General features: G+C 53.0%; 12 protein-coding genes. 10 read left to right on the top strand and 2 right to left on the bottom strand.

Features of this window, described 5'->3' with window-relative positions; all coding sequences use genetic code 11:
- Nucleotides 1-34: 34 nt before the first annotated feature.
- From EMQ_RS02100 to EMQ_RS02075, 6 genes are all read left to right on the top strand, one after another.
- Nucleotides 35-643 (top strand): ABC transporter ATP-binding protein, encoded by a 609-nt coding sequence (locus tag EMQ_RS02100; protein ID WP_010667568.1) that lies wholly within the window; start codon nt 35-37, stop codon nt 641-643.
- A gap of 3 nt (nt 644-646) precedes the next feature.
- Nucleotides 647-1,438 (top strand): ABC transporter permease, encoded by a 792-nt coding sequence (locus EMQ_RS02095; protein ID WP_018308535.1) that lies wholly within the window; start codon nt 647-649, stop codon nt 1,436-1,438.
- A 215-nt stretch (nt 1,439-1,653) separates the two neighbouring features.
- Nucleotides 1,654-4,671: an RNA-directed DNA polymerase gene (locus EMQ_RS02090; RefSeq protein ID WP_081617528.1), complete on the top strand. Its 3,018-nt coding sequence runs from the start codon at nt 1,654-1,656 to the stop codon at nt 4,669-4,671.
- 557 nt (nt 4,672-5,228) lie between these two features.
- Nucleotides 5,229-6,551 carry an MFS transporter gene (locus EMQ_RS02085; protein ID WP_010668350.1) on the top strand — a complete coding sequence of 441 codons (1,323 nt, stop codon included), beginning with the start codon at nt 5,229-5,231 and terminating at the stop codon, nt 6,549-6,551.
- A 290-nt stretch (nt 6,552-6,841) separates the two neighbouring features.
- Nucleotides 6,842-9,061, top strand: a complete 2,220-nt coding sequence (locus EMQ_RS02080) for a TonB-dependent receptor (protein WP_018308537.1) — start codon at nt 6,842-6,844, stop codon at nt 9,059-9,061.
- Between the two features lie 105 nt (nt 9,062-9,166).
- The gene (locus EMQ_RS02075) at nt 9,167-11,191 is read left to right on the top strand and encodes an FUSC family protein (RefSeq protein ID WP_132012038.1); all 2,025 of its coding nucleotides are present in this window, start codon (nt 9,167-9,169) and stop codon (nt 11,189-11,191) included.
- A 10-nt stretch (nt 11,192-11,201) separates the two neighbouring features.
- Here EMQ_RS02075 and EMQ_RS02070 read toward each other — a convergent pair whose 3' ends face one another.
- The gene (locus EMQ_RS02070; protein WP_010668550.1) at nt 11,202-12,521 is read right to left on the bottom strand and encodes an MFS transporter; all 1,320 of its coding nucleotides are present in this window, start codon (nt 12,519-12,521) and stop codon (nt 11,202-11,204) included.
- A gap of 125 nt (nt 12,522-12,646) precedes the next feature.
- A complete protein-coding gene (locus EMQ_RS02065) occupies nt 12,647-13,600 on the bottom strand; it encodes an SGNH/GDSL hydrolase family protein (protein WP_010668549.1) in 954 nt (317 codons plus the stop codon).
- 272 nt (nt 13,601-13,872) lie between these two features.
- Between EMQ_RS02065 and EMQ_RS02060 the strand changes: the two genes are divergently transcribed.
- The 4 genes from EMQ_RS02060 (at nt 13,873) to recJ (ending at nt 19,371) form a co-directional block, all read left to right on the top strand.
- Nucleotides 13,873-15,117: an LL-diaminopimelate aminotransferase gene (locus EMQ_RS02060; protein ID WP_018308539.1), complete on the top strand. Its 1,245-nt coding sequence runs from the start codon at nt 13,873-13,875 to the stop codon at nt 15,115-15,117.
- Nucleotides 15,114-16,436, top strand: coding sequence for a homoserine dehydrogenase (locus EMQ_RS02055; protein ID WP_010667224.1), 1,323 nt, complete (start codon nt 15,114-15,116; stop codon nt 16,434-16,436). Before EMQ_RS02060 ends, EMQ_RS02055 begins: the two co-directional genes overlap by 4 nt.
- An 84-nt stretch (nt 16,437-16,520) precedes the next feature.
- Nucleotides 16,521-17,519: a class II fructose-bisphosphatase gene (gene glpX, locus EMQ_RS02050; protein ID WP_010667225.1), complete on the top strand. Its 999-nt coding sequence runs from the start codon at nt 16,521-16,523 to the stop codon at nt 17,517-17,519.
- Nucleotides 17,520-17,541: 22 nt separating this feature from the next.
- Entirely contained in the window at nt 17,542-19,371 is a 1,830-nt protein-coding gene (gene recJ / locus EMQ_RS02045; protein ID WP_018308540.1) for a single-stranded-DNA-specific exonuclease RecJ, read from the top strand.
- Nucleotides 19,372-19,396 lie beyond the last annotated feature (25 nt).

Below are 19,396 nucleotides of genomic sequence, written 5' to 3'. Positions count from 1 at the left end.
TGCGGCCTTCCCGCCGTTTCGCTAAAAGTCATTCATGAGCAAAAATACCGGCCTTATTGCTGATAAACTCAGGTCTGAACGGGTCGGTCCGGTCACCTTTCATGTCGCGCACGGCGAGTGCCTGGCCATCACTGGCGCATCAGGTAGCGGCAAATCCCTGTTGCTGCGTCTGGTCGCGGACCTTGACCCGCATACCGGCACACTCACTCTGGATGGTGAAAACTCCCTGAGCATGGCCGGCCATGTCTGGCGGCAGCGTGTCGCCTACTTTCCGGCGGAACCGGGATGGTGGAGCGAGCACGTCAGCGACCATATTGCGGGCACCCCGCAGGCCCGGGCTCTCATTTCAGCAGTCGGCCTGCCTGAACGGATGCTGACTGCCGAGCTTCGTGGTCTCTCAACCGGTGAGCGACAGAGACTGGCTCTTGTCAGGGGGCTTTTACACGACCCACAGGTTCTGCTTCTGGATGAGCCGACTTCCGCCCTTGATCCTCAATCCACTTCATTGGTCGAAGACCTGATCACACGCCAGAAAAACGAGGGCCGGATCATTGTTCTGGTGTCGCATAATGCCGCTCAGGTTGAACGTCTGGCCGACCGGCGCGCCATCCTGCGGGATGGTCGGCTGGAAGAGGTAGCCTGACGCATGGCCCCTGCCCTTATCACGCCCTTTGACCTTGCTATTGCGGCTTGCCTTATCCTCGCCTGTGCGGTTGCCTCGCAAATACTGGCTCTGAAAACGGGCCGGTCCATTGTCATCGCGGCGCTGCGCATGTCGGTGCAGTTGCTGCTGATCGGCAATGTGCTGCTGTTTGTGTTTGGGCAGACGTCGCTGTTCCTGACATTCGCCGTGCTCGCCGTAATCCTGTGCGCGGGAACCTTCGAGGCAGGAAACCGTCAGACATCACGCATGGTGTCACGCTGGCATTACGGCATTGCTGGCGCTTCGATCCTTTTCGGCGCGGCTCTGGCGACATCGATGGGCTTCCTCACCAGCCTGCGCCCTCACCCACTGTTCGCCGCACGGGCTACCATTCCCATGGCGGGGCTGATTATCGGCAACGTGATGAACGCCACCAGTCTCACCCTGAACAGTCTGCTGACCGCCGTGACACGGGATCGCTCGGCTATCGAAGCCCGCATCCTGCTCGGCGCGACACGCCTGAAGGCGCTGGAAGACCCCATCCGCAAGGCGCTCCGCACGGCGCTGATCCCGACACTGAACCAGATGTCGGCAGCCGGACTTGTTACGCTTCCCGGCATCATGACCGGACAGTTGCTTGCCGGGATGAGCCCTGTCGCCGCCTCCCGCTACCAGATTGTGCTGATGAGCCTTGTCATTTTCGGAAACCTCGCCGGGGCTACGCTAGCGGCGGTGCTGACGTGCCTGCATCTGACGGATGAGCGCGGGCGGTTGAGGCTGGAGAGGGTTCGGTGAGTGGTTTCTACCTTAGTTGAGGCATGAAAAAGGTTCTAGACACACTTTGATGGCGAATATACTTCTCGATTTCAATATCTGCATCATATTGATGAATTATAAATCACAGTCACATGGAGCATATTGTCGTGATCTTGTCATAATCTCAAATAAAAGTTACAAAAAGAAGAATCTCCTTAAAAAGGAACTTTTTTAATTAAATGGAACATATAGTCATGATAGAACTATCAGATTTAATTCTAGCTTATCGAAAAGCGAAAGTAGATCTTTTTTATTCCTCTCATCCATCGTTAGAATTGATAGCTTTATACGAAGAAAATCTATATAAAAACCTTCTAATGTTATTAGAAAAAATTAATGGATTAGATGAAACATGGGTATCTTCGCAAAATTTTTATGGTGAATGGACTTTATCTGCGAAATCCATCAGCCCGGCTTCCCTTCTTGATAATCAAGAAGGTTATAAATCTAATCTAATTTTTTCTTCTCCTTCGGATAACTGGAAACAGTTTTGTGAAACTCTTGCTACCAAAGAGAATGCAGAGAAACCTAAGGCCGAGTTTCGCGTCATGGCACAATGCAGTTTAGATTTTCATGTTTTATCCGCCCTTTGGATAATAAAAGTTGGACATTTATTTGATAGCAAACTCACATCCAGCGCCTATGGTAATCGCTTGCGGCGAAAGAAAAGTGGAAATGAATTAAATCTCCTCTCTTTAGGATCATTCTTACCATATTTAAAACCATTTAGAGACTGGCGCGATACTGGTATTGCTGCAATGCAATATGCATTGCAAAACAACAAAGAAATCATTGCCATTACAGCAGATATAAATTCATTTTATCATAATCTTAATCCAAAATTTATGCTTGATTCTGATTTTTATAATAAAATATTAAATATCGAGTTATCGTCGACACAAGAAAAACTCAATCGTTTATTTGTTAATGGATTGCACGCTTGGGCAGCCAATACACCATTGAAAAAAGGCCTGCCTGTTGGACTACCAGCATCTGCTGTAGTCGCAAATGTTGCATTGCTCGAATTAGATAGGATTATCGAACGTCAAATTGTTCCATTACATTATGGACGCTATGTTGACGATATTATGCTAGTTATGGAAAATACTTCAAATTTTCGTTCGCCAAATGAGATTTGGGAGTGGATATTCAGTAGATCAGGGAATATTCTTGCATGGAACAACCATCAAAATAATGAAATAATTTACAAACCAAATTATCTAGATAAGCCTAGACAGAAAAGTAAAATTAAATTTTCAAATAAAAAAAATAAAATATTCTTATTATCTGGTGAAAATGGAAAAGCACTTGTCAATTCTATTATTCATCAAATACATGAGCGAACCAGTGAATGGCGTGCAATGCCTTGGTTACCACATTCATCCTCCCAAGTAGGGACTGATTTATTGTCAGCGACTCAGAATGATGGTGAAGCTGCAGACAATCTAAGGAAGACCGATGCATTAACTATGAGACGCGCCGTTTTCGCAATTAAATTACGTGATCTTGAGGCTTATGAGCGAGATTTACACCCGCAAGCATGGCAACAACATAGACATGCTTTTTTTCAAGCATTTATACAGCATGTTATTGTATTACCTAAGTTTTTTGACTTAGAGATTTATCTTCCACGCGTGATAAAATTAGCTGCTGCTTGCGAAGATTTCGCGTATATTAGAAAAATCATTAATGCACTTGAGAAGCTGTGCTTATCGGTCAAAAAGAGTTGCTTTGCTATTATAAAAGCATGCCATCCTAACACTAACCTTTCTCAGGATGAGATAATTTTGAAATGGGAAAAGCAAGTTTTTAGTACAATTCAAGAAAGTATTTCTGCAGCAATTCCGACAACACTCTCACAATCTGGAAAACAAGAATGGAAAAATTTCATGTCAGAATACCATCCATCATCTGTTTCTGGCATTTTTCTAAATTGGCCTCGTTCTAAAAAAGAATTTCAAACAAAACAGAAAAAACTCTTTTCTTGTGACCTTGCTCATCTCCCATTCCGTTTTCTGGGTTTACCAAAAGAGATGATCTTGCAGAGCAGCGCACTTTCAAAAAAAGCGATCACATCATGGGATCATCCAGAAGAATTATTAAATAGCAATATAGTTTCAGGTGTAAAAATTCTATCTAGATGGACTAAACTTAAAGGCCTACCATATGGTTTCATCTTTTCAACCAGACCATTTAGTATAGGTGAGATATTTATTATAAATAGAGAAAATTATACCAAAAAAGGTATTGATTTATTGCGGACTGTTACGTTAGCTATCCGTGGGTTTTCTTTTAATGGAAGCACTCCCTATTTCGATAAAAATGGAGTTCTCCAAGTTACAAATAAAGAGACATCGTTAAACTACGTCATAGCCGTATCAAGTTGGCAGACTGATTTTAATAGTTGGACCGCTGCAGTAATGAATCAGCCCGATCCTGATACGAGAAGATATGCACGATTAAATAGACTACTCAACAAAATAATTTCAGAATCTCAAGAAAGTAGGTATCTAATTATGCCAGAACTTTCATTGCCTGCGCATTGGTTTATTCGTATTGCACGGAAACTACAAGGAAAAGGTATTTCTCTGATAACTGGTATAGAATACTTACATACAAAAAAATCTAAAGTTCGAAATCAAGTTTGGTCCTCGCTGTTGCATGATGGCTTGGGTTTTCCTTCGCTTATGATATATCGGCAAGATAAGCAGAATCCAGCCTTACACGAAGAGTCTGAACTTCGAAGACTAAATAATCTCGAAATGAGTCCAGAACTAAAATGGAAAAAGCCGCCCATCATTCAGCATGGAAATTTAAGATTTTCTATTTTAATTTGTAGCGAGCTTACAAATATTAAATATAGATCATATCTAAGAGGTAAGATTGATGCATTGTTTGTTCCTGAATGGAACCAAGATACTGAAACTTTTAATGCCCTCGTTGAATCGGCTGCACTTGATATGCATGCATATATTATTCAGTGTAATGATAGACAATATGGTGATAGTCGCATACGTGCGCCATTTAAAGAAAATTGGAAGCGAGATGTTCTTCGAGTCAAAGGAGGAATTGCTGATTACTGTGTTCTTGGACAGATCAACATCGAAAGCCTCCGCCGATTTCAGAGCAGTTATCGATCTCCAGAAAAGCCGTTTAAACCTGTTCCTGACGGCTTTGAAATTAGTTATGCTCGAAAGACATTGCCTCAATAATGCAATATGAGGGAAATAATTTTTTTATTTAACATATTAAACGATGATTTTTATTTAAATACATCGTTTCAACCTAATTATGAACATGGCCATCTCATGTGAAGACAGTTTTGCCAATGCTTCACCCTACGTCGTCACATTCTGTTTCTACTGCTCCTCATCATCGCAAAATGGGGTGGCTCTTGGTTATGGGGAACAATGATCTGGTGCATCGTCACCCTCCTGTCCCGACAGAGAAACCCTCTCCGAAATGCCATCCTCGCAACAGTCATTGTTTTATGCGACAAAATGTCTCAAGCTGCTATATACACCTGCGCTCGACAGTTTTCGTTCCAGTTCTTTCGGCCGCTTCATACTTGGCCATTACTTCGCCTTCATTGATGTCGAACTCTATACGCTTGTAATCGTGACAATGACGTTCCTGAGCCTGAAATGGGAAACAGCGGCAAACAGGCAGCTACCTTCTTTTCAAAAAACTGCATCCCTTAAAGCTTTTGCTACTTCCCTGCCCCATGATAGCGTCTGATTCACTTAAGTACTGTCAGGGAAACGAAAACATGCCGTCACAACAGGCGCTTTCTCTGAAAGAAAAAGCAGCCTACGGCTGTGGTGATGTCTCATCTAACATGATGTGGGGCATGACCTCATCCTATCTGATGTATTATTACACGGATATTTACGGTCTTCCGCTTGTCGCCGTCTCGTGGATACTGCTTGTCGCCCGTATTGTTGATGCCTTCTGCGACCCGGCCATTGGTTACTTTGTCGATCGCATGGGCGGACGGATTGTGCCGCGTCTGATCCAGAGCCTTGCCATTCCTTTTGGTATCACCGGCTTTTTCTGCTTTCTGGCCCTGCCGCTTTCTCCCACAGGTAAAGTTCTGTGGGCGGGACTGACCTATATCGTGTTCGGAGCGATCTACTCCTGCATCAACACACCCTATGGCGCGCTGGCCGTCATGATCAGTCGTTCTGAAACTGACCGAACCAGCCTTAATGCATTTCGCATGATGGGGTGTCAGGCCGGATCGCTGTTTGTAGCGCTCGCCACCATTCCCGCCATTAGCTGGCTTGGCGGAGGAGCAAGTCCGGCACAGCATCGTTATGGAATGGCGCTCTATGTTCTGATCCTGTCAGTGCTGGGCAGCATTTTGTGGTTTTGCGTCGCACGAGGCTGCACTGTTCGACATCCCCCCGCACCTGTTCGACAGAACCTCGTGGTCACGCTGTGCCATCTCTGCAGAAACCGCGCCTGGGTGCTGAGCAATCTTCTCGCGTTTTTCTATTTCGTTGGGCAGGCGGCGCTTTTCGGATTTGCCCTGTATTATGCACGCGCCATTCTTGGGGGAACGGAGCAGACGGGCGCGAATATCATTACCGGCATCACCATTCTGCTGTTTGCGATTGTGCCTGCCTGTGTTCCGCTCGCCAAACGTCTGGGCGCTGTGCGTGCAGGGATTGTGTGTCTCGCTGGCCAGATTGTCGCCTATCTCATAATGGCTCTGGCGGGCGCATCGATGACAGGATTTGTCCTGTCCGCAGCCCTTCTGGCTCTGGCGCAAGGCACGATGTCGCCGCTTTATTATACACTGCTGGCAGAAGCTGTTGATGATGGTGATCCCCTCACCTCCACAGGCTCGGCGGGGCTGGCATATTCGATCAACACATGGGTCACGAAACTGGCAATGGGCATAACCGGATTTGTGCTGGCGCAGTTTCTGTCATGGGGACATTACGTTGCGGATGGAACCACGCAGCCCCGCGAGTTGTTATCGTGGGTGACGGCCGGGTTTATCTGGCTGCCGCTTGGGGCTGTGTGCCTGCAAATTGTGTGTCTTCTGGCATGGCGCAGGAAAGAGCCAGCCGGTTCACCGGCGTAAGGGGCGTGCCGGATTGTCTACTCCCGCACCATCCGTCCATTTGCAGGAAGGAAACTGACAGACGGGATGGCTACTGCCATTTTTGATGTCCTGCGGGCAATACTTCCGCGAAAACAATCATTTGCTTTCCTATATACCAGCCAAAATTCGCGGATATCCAGACATCGCGTGTCATGTATTTAATCATAATAGCCACTTGCAATTGCGACATATTATCATTAACAACACACCCATTCCCGGGTCGATGCGCCCGAAGGAGCCGTTTTCCGTACATCAGGACGCTTCATCTCATGGCTGCAAAGTCCGCATCCCGCTTGCTATCCCTGCTGCTAGCCTCATGCAGTTTTATCCCGGTCAGTCTCGCGGCAGAGCCTGCGACAAAGGCTCAACCGGGAAAGCCTCTTGCTGGGGCGGCCAGTGCGAAACCATCTGTTGAAGCCGACAAAACCGAAAACATTGTCATCCGTGCAGCGCGACGCGAACGGATGGAAGTGACCAGCGGCGGTCAGCTTGGAGCGCTTGGAACGAAGAAGGGGCTCGATGTCCCGTTCAATATCCGCAGCTATAATTCCAGCCTGATTCTCAACCAGCAGTCCCAGACGCTCGGACAGGTTCTGGAGAACGATCCTTCCGTCCGCACGACCATGGGATATGGCAACTTCTCGGAAATGTTCGTCATTCGCGGTTTTCCCGTGAATGGCGACGATATTTCGATCAACGGACTTTATGGCGTCGTTCCCCGGCAGCTTGTTTCGCCTCAGCTTTATGATCAGGTTCAGGTGCTGAATGGCGCCAGTGCGTTCCTCAACGGTGCGGCGCCCAGCGGTTCATCCATCGGCGGCAACATCAACCTGATGTTCAAGCACGCTGAAAAGACCGACCTCAATCGCGTTACAGGCGATTACACCAGCAATGGGCAGGGCGGCGGCGCTATCGATTTTGGTCGTCGCTTTGGTCAGGACAAAGCGTTCGGGTTCCGTCTGAACGCGGCAGGCATGGATGGCCAGACTTCCATCGACCATGAGCGACGGCATGACGCGGTCGTTGGCGGCACATTCGACTGGCACGACGACAACACGCGTATTGATCTCAACATGGCCTATCAGAACCAGAATGTTCAGGATGGCCGCGGCGGTGTTTTTCTCGGCTCTGGAGTGACCTCGGTTCCCCGTCCGGTGGCGCCATCCCACAATTTCGGTCAGCGCTGGACCTATGCTGACCTGAACTATCTGTTCGGCACACTGAATATCGAGCATGACTTCGGGAAACACATTACTGTTTATGGCGCTTTCGGAGCACTGGGCAGCGACGAGAAGGGAAATTATTCCACCTTCACGGTAAGCAATGCGGCCACCGGGGCTGGCACCGCAGGGGCCATGTATGTGCCCTATCAGCAGAGCAATGAAAGCACGCGCGCAGGTGTCAGGGCCCATGTGGATACGGGGCCCATTCATCATGAAATCAACGCTGGTGGCTCTGCCTTATGGGAAGAAGCCCGTACAGCCTATTCAATGTATTATAACAATGCTGCTCCACTAAACAGCAATCTCTACAACACGCCCCAGCTCGCGGCTCCTGAGCAGAACCTTGCGGGTGGCAATCTGAAAGACCCTACCCGTTCAAACTGGACCAAACTGTATAGCCTGTATCTTTCCGACACGATGACGTTCTGGCACGACCGGATCGTCCTGACAGCCGGTTTCCGGTATCAGAATATTCTCGATAACAGCTACAATTATTCAACAAACGGTTCTCTTCAGGACGGATACAACAAGGGCGCGTTTACACCTGTTGTCGGCCTTGTCATTCACCCGACACGTCAGACGGCGATTTACTTCAACCGGATTGAAGGTCTTTCCAAGGGGCCAGCTGCGACAGGTACGAATGTCGTCAATCTGGGACAGATCTTCGCACCCTACCAGAGCGTCCAGTACGAAGTCGGTGCAAAATATGACATTGGACGGTTCAATGTCGGGCTGGCATTTTACCAGATCTCCCAGCCGAACTCCTACACGGAGCCTTATGGCAACACAGGTGAACTCATATTCCGTGACAACGGAGTGCAGCGAAACCGAGGCATGGAACTCACCGTCAACGGTGAGATCATCAAGGGATTGCGTTTCAATGGCGGCCTGACGCTGATCGATGCCGATCTGAAACGTACGGCTGGCGGCACCAATAACGGTCATACTGCCATTGGAATCCCGAATTATACGATCAACGGCAACCTTGAGTATGACCTGCCCTTCCTGAAAGGCGCGACGGTTATCGGGCGCGTGGTCAATACCGGCAAGCAGATGGTCAATGTAGAGAACACGGCCCACCTGCCCGTCTGGACCCGCTTCGATCTCGCCGCACGATATACGTTCGCCGCTTACGGCAAGCCGCTGACCTTGCGGTTTGGCGTGGATAATCTTGCCAACACGCGCTTCTGGTCATCCGCCTTCAATGGCTATCTGCTTGAAGGTCTGCCGAGAACCTTCAAGTTCTCGTTCACCACGGATCTCTGATCCCTCACTTTGGCCAGCCAGAAGGGCTGGTCACACATAATTCTCGCGTTTGTTGCAGCCTCACACTATCGTGACAGTTCACTTTTTTATATTGCGTTCGGTCCGATGAAAACCACTGCCCTTCCCCTTTGCCGACGCTTCAACCGTTTCACCATGCAACTGGCAGGTGGCATGATGCCTCCCGCCATAACGCACTGGCTGGGTGTGCGCGCAATCAGCATCACGCCGGAACAGATTGGTGTGCGAGAAGGGCTGCGGGCGGGCGTGGCTGTCGGGTCGGTGATGTTGCTGGCGTGGTATCTGGATGCACCGCTCATGGCCTGGTCGGCCTTCGCCGCCTTCTGGACCTGCCTTGTTGATCCCGGTGGTCTGATACGTCTCAGGCTTGCGACCCTGCTGAAATTCGGCTCTTCCGGCACACTGATCACAGGCCTGCTTTCCGTCGCCTCAGGCTATGGTCTGGTGCCGGTCTTCATTGCTCTGGGCATCTGCATTTTCATCTGTGGACTGGCGCGTCAGCGCGGACCGGTCGCCACGCAGATCAGTGTGCTCGCGGCCATCGTCGCGGTGGTCGCCGTCTGCTATCCACAGACACCGCTGGGAGGCGTGCATCTCGCAGGCATGTTTGTTGGTGGCTCTGTCTGGGCCGCGCTGATCTGCATCTTTGCCTGGCCCGTCGATCCTTATGTGCCGCAAAGACAGGCCTGTGCCGCGATTTTCCGCGAGCAGGCAAACATGATCAGTCGGCTTCTGCTGCTTTCCGAGCGTAACGCGCTTGATCATGACGCGCTCTATCATGAGATCAGCTCCTACAGGCGCGATATCCGCAACCGGATCGAGCAGGCCCGCAAACGCGTGGAGATGCTCTCGGCTGACGTTCTGAACAGCCGCACTCACGGAACGCTCCTGCGCACCGTGGAAGCGGGTGACCGGATTTTCGTCGCGGCCATGGGCTTCGAGCATGCCGCTTTTACGGCCCCGCTTCCTCCGATCGCTCGACGGACAGCCGGATTAATTGCTGCGACCCTGAGACGTGCGGCACGCGAAATTGCCAGCCCCCAACCCCGGCCTGAGTGTCTGACCCGACAGATCCATTTCCTGCGCACCGTAGGGCCACGCGATGGTGATCTGTTTGCCCGGTGCGCTCATCTGTGTGCGGACGCTCTCACGGATCTTCAGCAGACGTGGCAAACGCCAGCCGAGGATGGACAGATCACCGCCAGTCCGTCTCAATCCAAAGCGCAGAACTGGCCGACCGCCATCTTCGTAAGGCACGCAGCACGTCTTTCCGTCGCGGTGCTGATTGCCTACGCGATCGCTCTCTGGCTCGACCTGCCCTACGCCTACTGGGCGATGATGGCGGTGGTCGTGGTCATCCAGCCCAGCGTGAACGTGACATTGCCCCGTGCGCTGGAGCGTGTGGCAGGCAGCGTCGCAGGCGGTCTGCTTGCGGCTGTCATGGGCGTCACCCTGCCCATGCCGGTGGTCCTGCTGCTTATCTTTCCTCTGGCCGCCGTGACCATTGCGCTAAGAGGCGTGAACTACACGCTGTGTGTCATGTTCATGACGCAGCTTTTCGTGCTGGTCACCGATCTTGTCAGCACAACCCACGGCTGGGACGTCGCGCTGTCCCGAGCCGCCAACAACACCATAGGCAGTCTGGTGGGACTGGCGGCGTGTGTCCTGCTCTGGCCGGAAGCGAAAGCGCCTTCTCTGGCGCAACAGATCATGGCGGCCGTCTCGGCCAATCTTCGTTACGCCATGCTGGCGGCAAGAGAAGACAAGGCGTCATGGAATGAAATCGAGCACGCCCGACGTGAGGCTGGTACGTTCTCGACCAAGGCCGAGGTTCTGTATCAGCAGACGCGTCTGGAAGGCTTGCGTCGTTCCGACTATCTCAAAACCTGTGGCGACATCCTTTTCATGCTCAGGCGACTTGCGGGAGCCGCCAACGTCTGGTGGCTGGAATATAACGATGCCAGTCTGTTATTGAGAGCAGAGGAAAGAACCGCTCTTTCCTCCCTCGCACAGGCTGGACCTCTGACAAAGAAAACCGGGCTCAGTGAAGCCGACCTCAAAGAGATCCTGTCCCTGTTGACGGCGCTGTCAGTTGAGAAAACCGAGAGATAAAGCTCTGCTTTCAGCGACTGACACGCTCTGCCGGTATCCTCAGAACGATCATCACTCCCAGCAGCGCCAACGCTACAAGGCCGTAGAGAGCCATATCGGTTCTGCCAGTTGCATCCTTGATCCAGCCCACGAAATACGGACTGAGAAAACCGGCCAACTGCCCCAGTGAGTTGATCAACGCCACGCCACCGGCAGCCGCCTCGGCGCTCAGGAAACCATTACTCAGCGGCCAGAAAAGGGGCAGACCGCTCAATGCTCCTGCCGTGGCAATGGTCAGTCCCGCAACCGAGATCAGCGCGTTGTCGTGAAACGCGGCGGAACAGGCGAGCCCAAAAGCCGCCATAAGAAGCGGAATGGCGAGATGCCAGCGCCGCTCACGGCGTTGGTCTGAAGAACGGCCGGCCGCAATCATGAAAAAACAGGCTCCCAGATAGGGAATGGCGCTTACCCATCCAATGACGCCCACATCATGAAAACCGATGTTCCTGATGATGGTCGGCAGCCAGAAATTGATCGCATAGACGCTGCTCTGAATGCAGAAATACAGCAGGCCCAATATCCATATAGCTGGGCTACGCACTACCTCGGAAAATCTGGCCGAGACCTGTCTGGGGCGATTTTGCCGATCCTGAGCGAGTGTATCCGACAGCAGCCCTTTTTCTTCTGCATTCAGCCACGCAACCTCATCAGCCGAATCACGCAGGAACAGAAACATGCCGATACCGAGGAGCACTGTTGGCAGTCCTTCCAGCAGGAAGAGCCACTGCCAGGCTTCAAACCCGTGGCTGTTGCCCCTGAACCAGTTCATGATGAGACCAGAGAGAGGACTTCCCAGCACACCGGAGAGCGGAATGGCCGCCATGAAAAGGGTGAGCGCCCTGCCCTGTCGCTGCGCGGGAAACCATTGCGTGAGGTAAAGCACCATGCCGGGGAAAAACCCGGCTTCCGCAGCACCCGTCAGGAAACGCAGGATATAAAATCCGGTCGTCGTTTCAACGAACATCAGACTGGTTGAAAGCCAGCCCCACACGATCATGATCAGCGCCAGCCAGCGTCGGGCGCCGATTTTCGCCAGCATGAGATTGCTGGGAATGCCGCATGCAATGTAGCCAAGAAAGAAAATCCCCGCTCCTAGCCCATAGGCCGTCTCACTCATGTGGAGGCTGTCCAGCATGCTCAGCTTGGCGAAGCCGACATTCACACGGTCGAGATAATTAAAGAGATAACAGACAAAGATATAAGGGATCAGCCGCAGCGTGACCTTGCTGAATATCTGATTCAGACGGATGTCCTGAGACGTATGCGCCTCAATGACGTTTTGCTCTGACATGCTTGTCACCGGTTCTTATTGTTTTTCTTGTTCTCATCCAGAGCATGAGACGAGGTAACAAAACAATAGTACCGACAAAGAGTGAAACGGAGTTGATCTCCGATTTCATGCGATCACTGGCAAAATCAGGGTTGTTGCAGAGCTTCAACCATTCGTGTGGCTATCAGGGCATGAGCATGGCGTGTCGGATGATATTCATCCCACCACAGGTAAGCATCAGGTTTTGCGCAGGCTTTCTGGGGCTTTGGTAACGTGATCTGACAGGGCGTCTCAACGTTGGCCAGACCTGAATCCTTGCTGGAACGGACCAGTTCCTCCGTCGCTTTACGCCAGGAAAACCAGTTCAATGTTGTGTCTGGCATCTTGTTCATGCCGGACAGCATTACCTGCATTTTGCTGTCAAATGCGTCTTCAAACTCCCGCGCCTGACTGACTGCGGCAGGCGTGTTGGCCACAGCCGGCACACGATCGAGAGCGTAGACACCAAAAACAAGAAAATGACGCGCTCCGCCACTTTGGAGCAGAGCAATGACATCCCTTACATCGGTCGCGCACTGGTTGGCAGCGTCCGGAATGGAAACAGGTTTTGCGAAGTCGATTTTCTGAAACAGATCATTGGCTGAGGCTCCGACAACATACAGCGCCTTTGGGTCGAGTGTCTGGAGCTGCGACAGAAAGCTGAGCACCTGTCCCCGCAGGCCGGTGTCACGCCAACTATCGAGCCAACTGTAATAATTTCCGCTCCCGCAGCGTGCGCCACCGACGGCATAATCACTCAATCCCGCGCCAATCTTTTTGGCCAGCAGTTCGACGGCTGTCGGGCCGTTGCTCCATCGCCCCTGCCAATACAGGCCGCTTTCCGGCGCAGCGGGCAGCACGATCGCATCCGGAATTTTCACCTTTACGGCTTCTTCCGAGACCATCAGAGCAGCCCCGTTATCACTGTAGCTGTCACCAAAAACATAAACGTGACTGAAGGAAGGTGGCTTTGCCCGGACTTCAGTCATTCCGCAGGCAAGACCCATAATGACAGTAACGCACCCGACCAGACGACTGACGAAACGGCTGTTACCAGTCATGAGAATTCCCTCAGGTCACGGATGCGACAAGACAATATATTTCGTTATGAAAACAATATACTTTGATACACGTATTTTCAAGATTCTTACGACTCTTTTGATACACGTATTTTCAAGATTCTTACGACTCTAATGAATCCCGACATTATGAAACCAGAAGAGCGACACCCGCTGACAGTCGGAACCTTGCCACCACCCTCATCCCTTCCTATACCTTTTTCCCCGCCATTCTGGCAGCAAGAGCCGTAAGAGCCACTCAGGACAGTCCGGTCATGACCGAAGAGTTCCATCGTATCCGTCGCCTTCCTCCCTACGTTTTCGCGGAGGTCAACAAAGCCAAGGCCGCAGCCCGAGCGCGGGGCGAGGATATCATTGACCTCGGCATGGGAAATCCGGACAGCCCGACTCCCTCGCATATCGTGAAGAAGCTTGTGGAGACCGTCGCGGACCCACGCAGTCACGGATATTCGGTCAGTCGTGGCATTCCCGGCCTGCGCAAGGCTCTGGCTGGCTATTATGACCGCCGTTTCAACGTGAAGCTTGATCCGGATACGGAAGTCATCGCGACACTGGGTTCCAAGGAAGGTCTCGCCAATCTGGCTTCAGCCATCACAAGCCCAGGCGACACTATTCTGGTTCCGAACCCGTCTTACCCGATCCATCAGTTCGGCTTCATCATTGCTGGCGCGTCCGTGCGCTCGATCCCGGCCTATCCTGATGACGAGATGCTGCGCGCTCTTGAGCGTGCCGTGCGTCATTCGGTGCCGAAGCCGACTGCACTGATCGTCAACTTCCCGTCCAACCCGACGGCGTATCTGGCAGACCTCGATTTCTACAAGGAAATCGTCAAATTCTGCCGTCGGGAAGAAATCTTCATCCTGTCCGATCTGGCCTATGCCGAGATTTATTTCGGCGACCTCGTGCCGCCTTCCATTCTGGCGGTCGAAGGAGCGAAAGATATCGCCGTCGAGTTCACTTCACTGTCGAAGACCTATTCGATGGCGGGTTGGCGGATGGGCTTCGCCGCCGGAAATCCGCGCCTGATCGAAGCGCTGGCACGGATCAAATCCTACCTCGATTACGGTGCGTTCACACCAATTCAGGTCGCGGCTGTCGCAGCACTCAGCGGTCCGCAGGATTGCGTGGCGGAAATTCGCCAGCTCTACAAAGATCGCCGCGACGTGCTGCTGCGTGGCCTGCACGCTGCCGGCTGGGATGTTCCCAAGCCGGAAGGCTCGATGTTCGCTTGGGCGCCGATCCCCGAGAAGTTCCGGGATATGGGAAGCGTCGCGTTCTCCAAGCTACTCCTGCAGGAAGCGGGTGTGGCCGTCGCGCCGGGGCTTGGCTTCGGTGAGCATGGCGAAGGGTTCGTGCGTATCGGTCTGGTGGAGAACACCCAGCGTCTGCGTCAGGCAACCCGCGCCATCAAGGGCTTCCTGAACGCCAATGGCATTAACGGGCCCAGCCAACAGGGCCCACAACAGAAACAGTCCGCTCTGGAGGATACCGCGTCGTGAGTTCGTCTAAAGGAGACGTCGCTTCCAAAACCCCGCTGCGCCTTGGTGTTGCGGGTCTCGGCACAGTAGGTGCCGGTCTTGCCATTCTCCTGCGTGACAACGCGGATATCATTACAAAGCGGGCCGGTCGCCCGATCGAAATCACGGCTGTCGCTGCCCGTGACAAGACGCGTGATCGCGGTATCGATCTGAGCGCCCTCACATGGCACAGCAATGCCGTCGATCTCGCCTCTGATCCGAATGTCGATGTCGTTGTCGAACTGATCGGCGGCTCCGAAGGCACCGCCCGCTCGCTGGTTGAAGCTGCCCTGAAGGCAGGCAAGGCCGTAGTGACAGCGAACAAGGCGCTTCTGGCCGTGCATGGGGACAGCCTCGCCCGCCTGAGTGCTGCCAACAATGCGCCACTGCTGTTTGAAGCGGCTGTCGCTGGCGGCATCCCCGCCATCAAGACGGTCCGGGAAGGTCTGGCTGCGGATCGTTTGCTGTCCATTGGTGGCATTCTAAATGGCACCTGCAACTACATCCTGACTGCAATGCGGGAAACCGGACGTGACTTCAGCGACGTGCTCGCTGAAGCTCAGGAACTGGGCTACGCGGAAGCTGATCCTTCCACAGACGTTGACGGAATCGATGCAGCCCACAAGCTGACGATCCTTGCTTCCCTCGCCTTCGGTCAGCCTGTCGAGTTCGACAGCGTGCATGTTGAGGGCATCCGCTGCATCGGCGCGCTTGATCTGACTTTTGCCCGCACGCTGGGCTATCGCATCAAGCTGCTTGGTCTGGCCCGTCAGTCCGAGCGGGGCGTGGAAGCTCGTGTCGCGCCCTGTCTTGTGCCGGAAGCAACACCGATTGCTCAGGTTGATGGTGTGTTCAACGCCGTCATTGCTGAAGGCACCTTTGTCGGTCGTCTGATGGTCGAAGGTCGTGGCGCTGGTGCTGGCCCGACTGCAAGTGCTGTTGCCGCCGATATCATCGACATTGCACGTGGCAACACCGTCCCGGTCTGGGGCACGGATGTGACCACACTGAAAGCCACACAGAGCCGTCCGGCATCTGAATGGCATGGCGCATTCTATCTGCGTCTCAGTGTTGCAGACCGTGCTGGCGTGATTGCCGACATCACCGCCATCCTGCGTGATTGTGGCGTTTCCCTCAGCAGCATGATCCAGCATCCTTCCGCAAAACAGGAGCAGAACGTGCCGCTGGTACTGGTCACGCATCCGACTGATGAAAGTGCAATGCAGGCCGCCCGTCAGCGCATTGCTGCTCTGGATGTAGTCTCAGCGGAGCCTGTGCTCATTCGCATCGAAAACTTCTGATCTCGACCTCAGCCTTCTCGGGTGGTACCATCAATTATTAACATGGCTTAAAGCCACGTCATTTTTCTGACCGGAGCAACAGATATGTCGGCCGAAACGAATACCCCCTCCTACGTCGTCTCGGACCGAAATCTGGCCCTTGAGCTGGTTCGTGTCACCGAAGCCGCAGCCGTGGCGTCCGCTCGCTGGACGGGTCGCGGCAAGAAGAACGATGCCGATGGCGCAGCGGTGGAAGCCATGCGCAAGGCTTTCGATACGGTCGCCATTGATGGCACGGTCGTCATCGGTGAAGGCGAGATGGACGAAGCGCCGATGCTCTATATCGGTGAGAAGGTTGGCGCTGGCGGTCCGGCAATGGACATCGCTGTCGATCCGCTGGAAGGCACCAATCTCTGCGCCAAGGACATGCCAAACGCGATTACTGTCGTGGCGCTCGCAGAGCGTGGCAATTTCCTGCACGCACCAGACGTCTATATGGACAAGCTGATTGTCGGCGCAGGTCTTCCTGACGATGTGATCGACCTTGACGCATCGATTGGCGAGAACCTTCGCAACCTCGCAAAGGCTCGCGGTCGCCATATCGGTGACATCACGCTGTGCGCGCTTGAGCGTGAGCGCCATGAAGAACTGATTGCCAAGACCCGCGAGGCTGGAGCCCGTGTCCGTCTGATCTCCGATGGTGATGTGGCGGCTGGTATTGCTGCGTGTCTTGAGACCTCTTCTGTTGATATTTACGCCGGTTCTGGCGGCGCGCCTGAAGGTGTTCTGGCAGCGGCAGCAGTCCGTTGCATGGGTGGCCAGATGCAGGCCCGTCTGATGTTTGAAGACGACGCGCAGCGTGAACGCGCCCAGAAGATGAACCCCAACAAGCAGCCGGACCGCAAGCTCGGCCTGCATGATCTGGCTTCCGGCGATGTGCTTTTCTCCGCAACGGGCGTCACCACCGGGTTCCTGCTGAAAGGTGTGAAGCGTATGCCGCATCGCTCCGTGACTCACTCCCTCGTGATGCGCTCAAAGTCCGGCACGCTTCGCTTTATTGAGGGCTACCATAACTACAACACCAAGACCTGGAGCGTTTCCTGAGCGCTCTTGAACGGCTCATACGATGATTCTGGAAGAGGAACTCCCTGACACGACCGAGGAAAACACTCTTCCAGAACCTGTTTTAGGGGTCACAGAGAGTCTTCTGGGGCATCGCTGGGTCTGGCGATCAGGAGCCGATGATCCAGCAACTCTTCGGTTGGGAAGCGCTATCGCGCAGTCCTGCGGGCTCCCCGAAATTGTTGCCCGTATCATGGCGATGCGTGGCCTGAAGGCGGAAACAGCATCCGCTTTCATTGAACCGCGGCTACGCACTTTTCTTCCTGATCCCTCCTGCCTGAAAGACATGGACGTTGCTGCGGCACGTCTGGCAAAGGCTGTCCAAAATCATGAAACCGTCGGTATTCTGGGCGATTATGATGTTGATGGAGCCTGCTCATCAGCACTGCTGACAGAGTATTTCCGTCAGTTTGGGTGTGTCGTATATACCCACATCCCTGATCGGATGAAGGAGGGCTACGGCCCGAACGAACAGGCCCTTCTTGGACTGGTGGAGCGCGGGGCATCCCTTGTTGTCTGCCTGGATTGCGGCACAGCCGCTGCTTCCATTCTGTCCTGCCTGAAGCAGAAAGCTGATGTGGTTGTCATTGATCATCACAAAGCGGAACTGTCGCTTCCCGACATTCATGCGCTGGTCAATCCCAATCAGCCAGACTGCGCTTCTGGCCTGAACCATCTCTGTGCAGCGGCTCTCACGTTTGTCACGCTGATCGCAACGACGCGCGCCTTGCGTTGCAACGGCTATTTTTCCGAAGACCAGCCCGAGCCGGATCTACTCGCCTGTCTGGATCTGGTCGCGCTTGCTACCATCTGCGACGTCATGCCTTTGCAGGACATTAACCGCGCTTTTGTCCATCAGGGATTGCGCGTGATGGGAAAGCGTCAGCGTGTCGGGCTACGCACGCTGATGGAAATTGCGAGCGTCGTTGAGAAACCCAACGCTTTTTCATGCGGTTTCGCGCTGGGTCCAAGGATCAATGCAGGCGGCCGGATTGCTGAATCGGATCTCGGTTTCAAACTGCTGGCTGCTGAAGATGATTTTTCGGCCCGCCAGATGGCTGAACGCCTGAATGACGTCAATCGTAAGCGGCAGGATGTAGAAGCAGACATTCTGGATGCCGCGATGGAGCAGGCCCGTCTTCAGTTCGATGCAGGCAATGCCGCCCTCCTCGTCACGAGCCAAGACTGGCATGCCGGCGTCGTCGGAATTGTTGCAAGCCGTATCAAGGACGAATTCAACCGCCCTTCTTTTGTCGCTTCCGAAGACGAGCATGGGAAGCTCAAGGGATCAGGACGCTCCATTCCCGGCTTCGACGTGGGTGCTGCAGTCATTGCCGCCAAGGAACATGGCCTTCTCATCGCGGCAGGCGGTCATGCAGCGGCGTGTGGATTTACTCTTGCCCGAGAAGACTTGCCCGCATTTCACGCTTTCCTGAATGAGCGTTTTGAGGCGGTCAGAGTCTATCCCAAGAAACCGTTCCTTTCAGTGGACGCCATTATTCCTCCCAGCGCCGCGACTTCTGATCTGGCAAAAGCTCTTGGCGTTCTTGCCCCTTTTGGGCAGGGCAATGAAGAACCTGTTCTGGCAATAGCAGATGTCAAGGTGGATCGTTTCTTCCGGATTGGAGCAAACAAGCGATCAATACGTCTGACGCTGTCTGGTGAAGGCAATCGCAAGATCAATGCCGTCATGTTCAATGTCAAAAACGATGCGATACTGGATACATTGGAAAATCTGAGCCGGCCTACATTGAATATCGTGGGATGGCTACGTGTCGATACATGGCAGGGTCGTGAGAACACAACTTTTTTTATCCGGGATTTATCTGCCTGACCATTGGAAGGCGTTCTGAATCCCG

The sequence above is a fragment of the Acetobacter aceti NBRC 14818 genome, from assembly GCF_000193495.2.
Lineage (GTDB): Bacteria > Pseudomonadota > Alphaproteobacteria > Acetobacterales > Acetobacteraceae > Acetobacter > Acetobacter aceti.
Note: the sequence above shows the minus strand (reverse complement) of the source record. Positions and strands in the feature narration are given on the sequence as shown.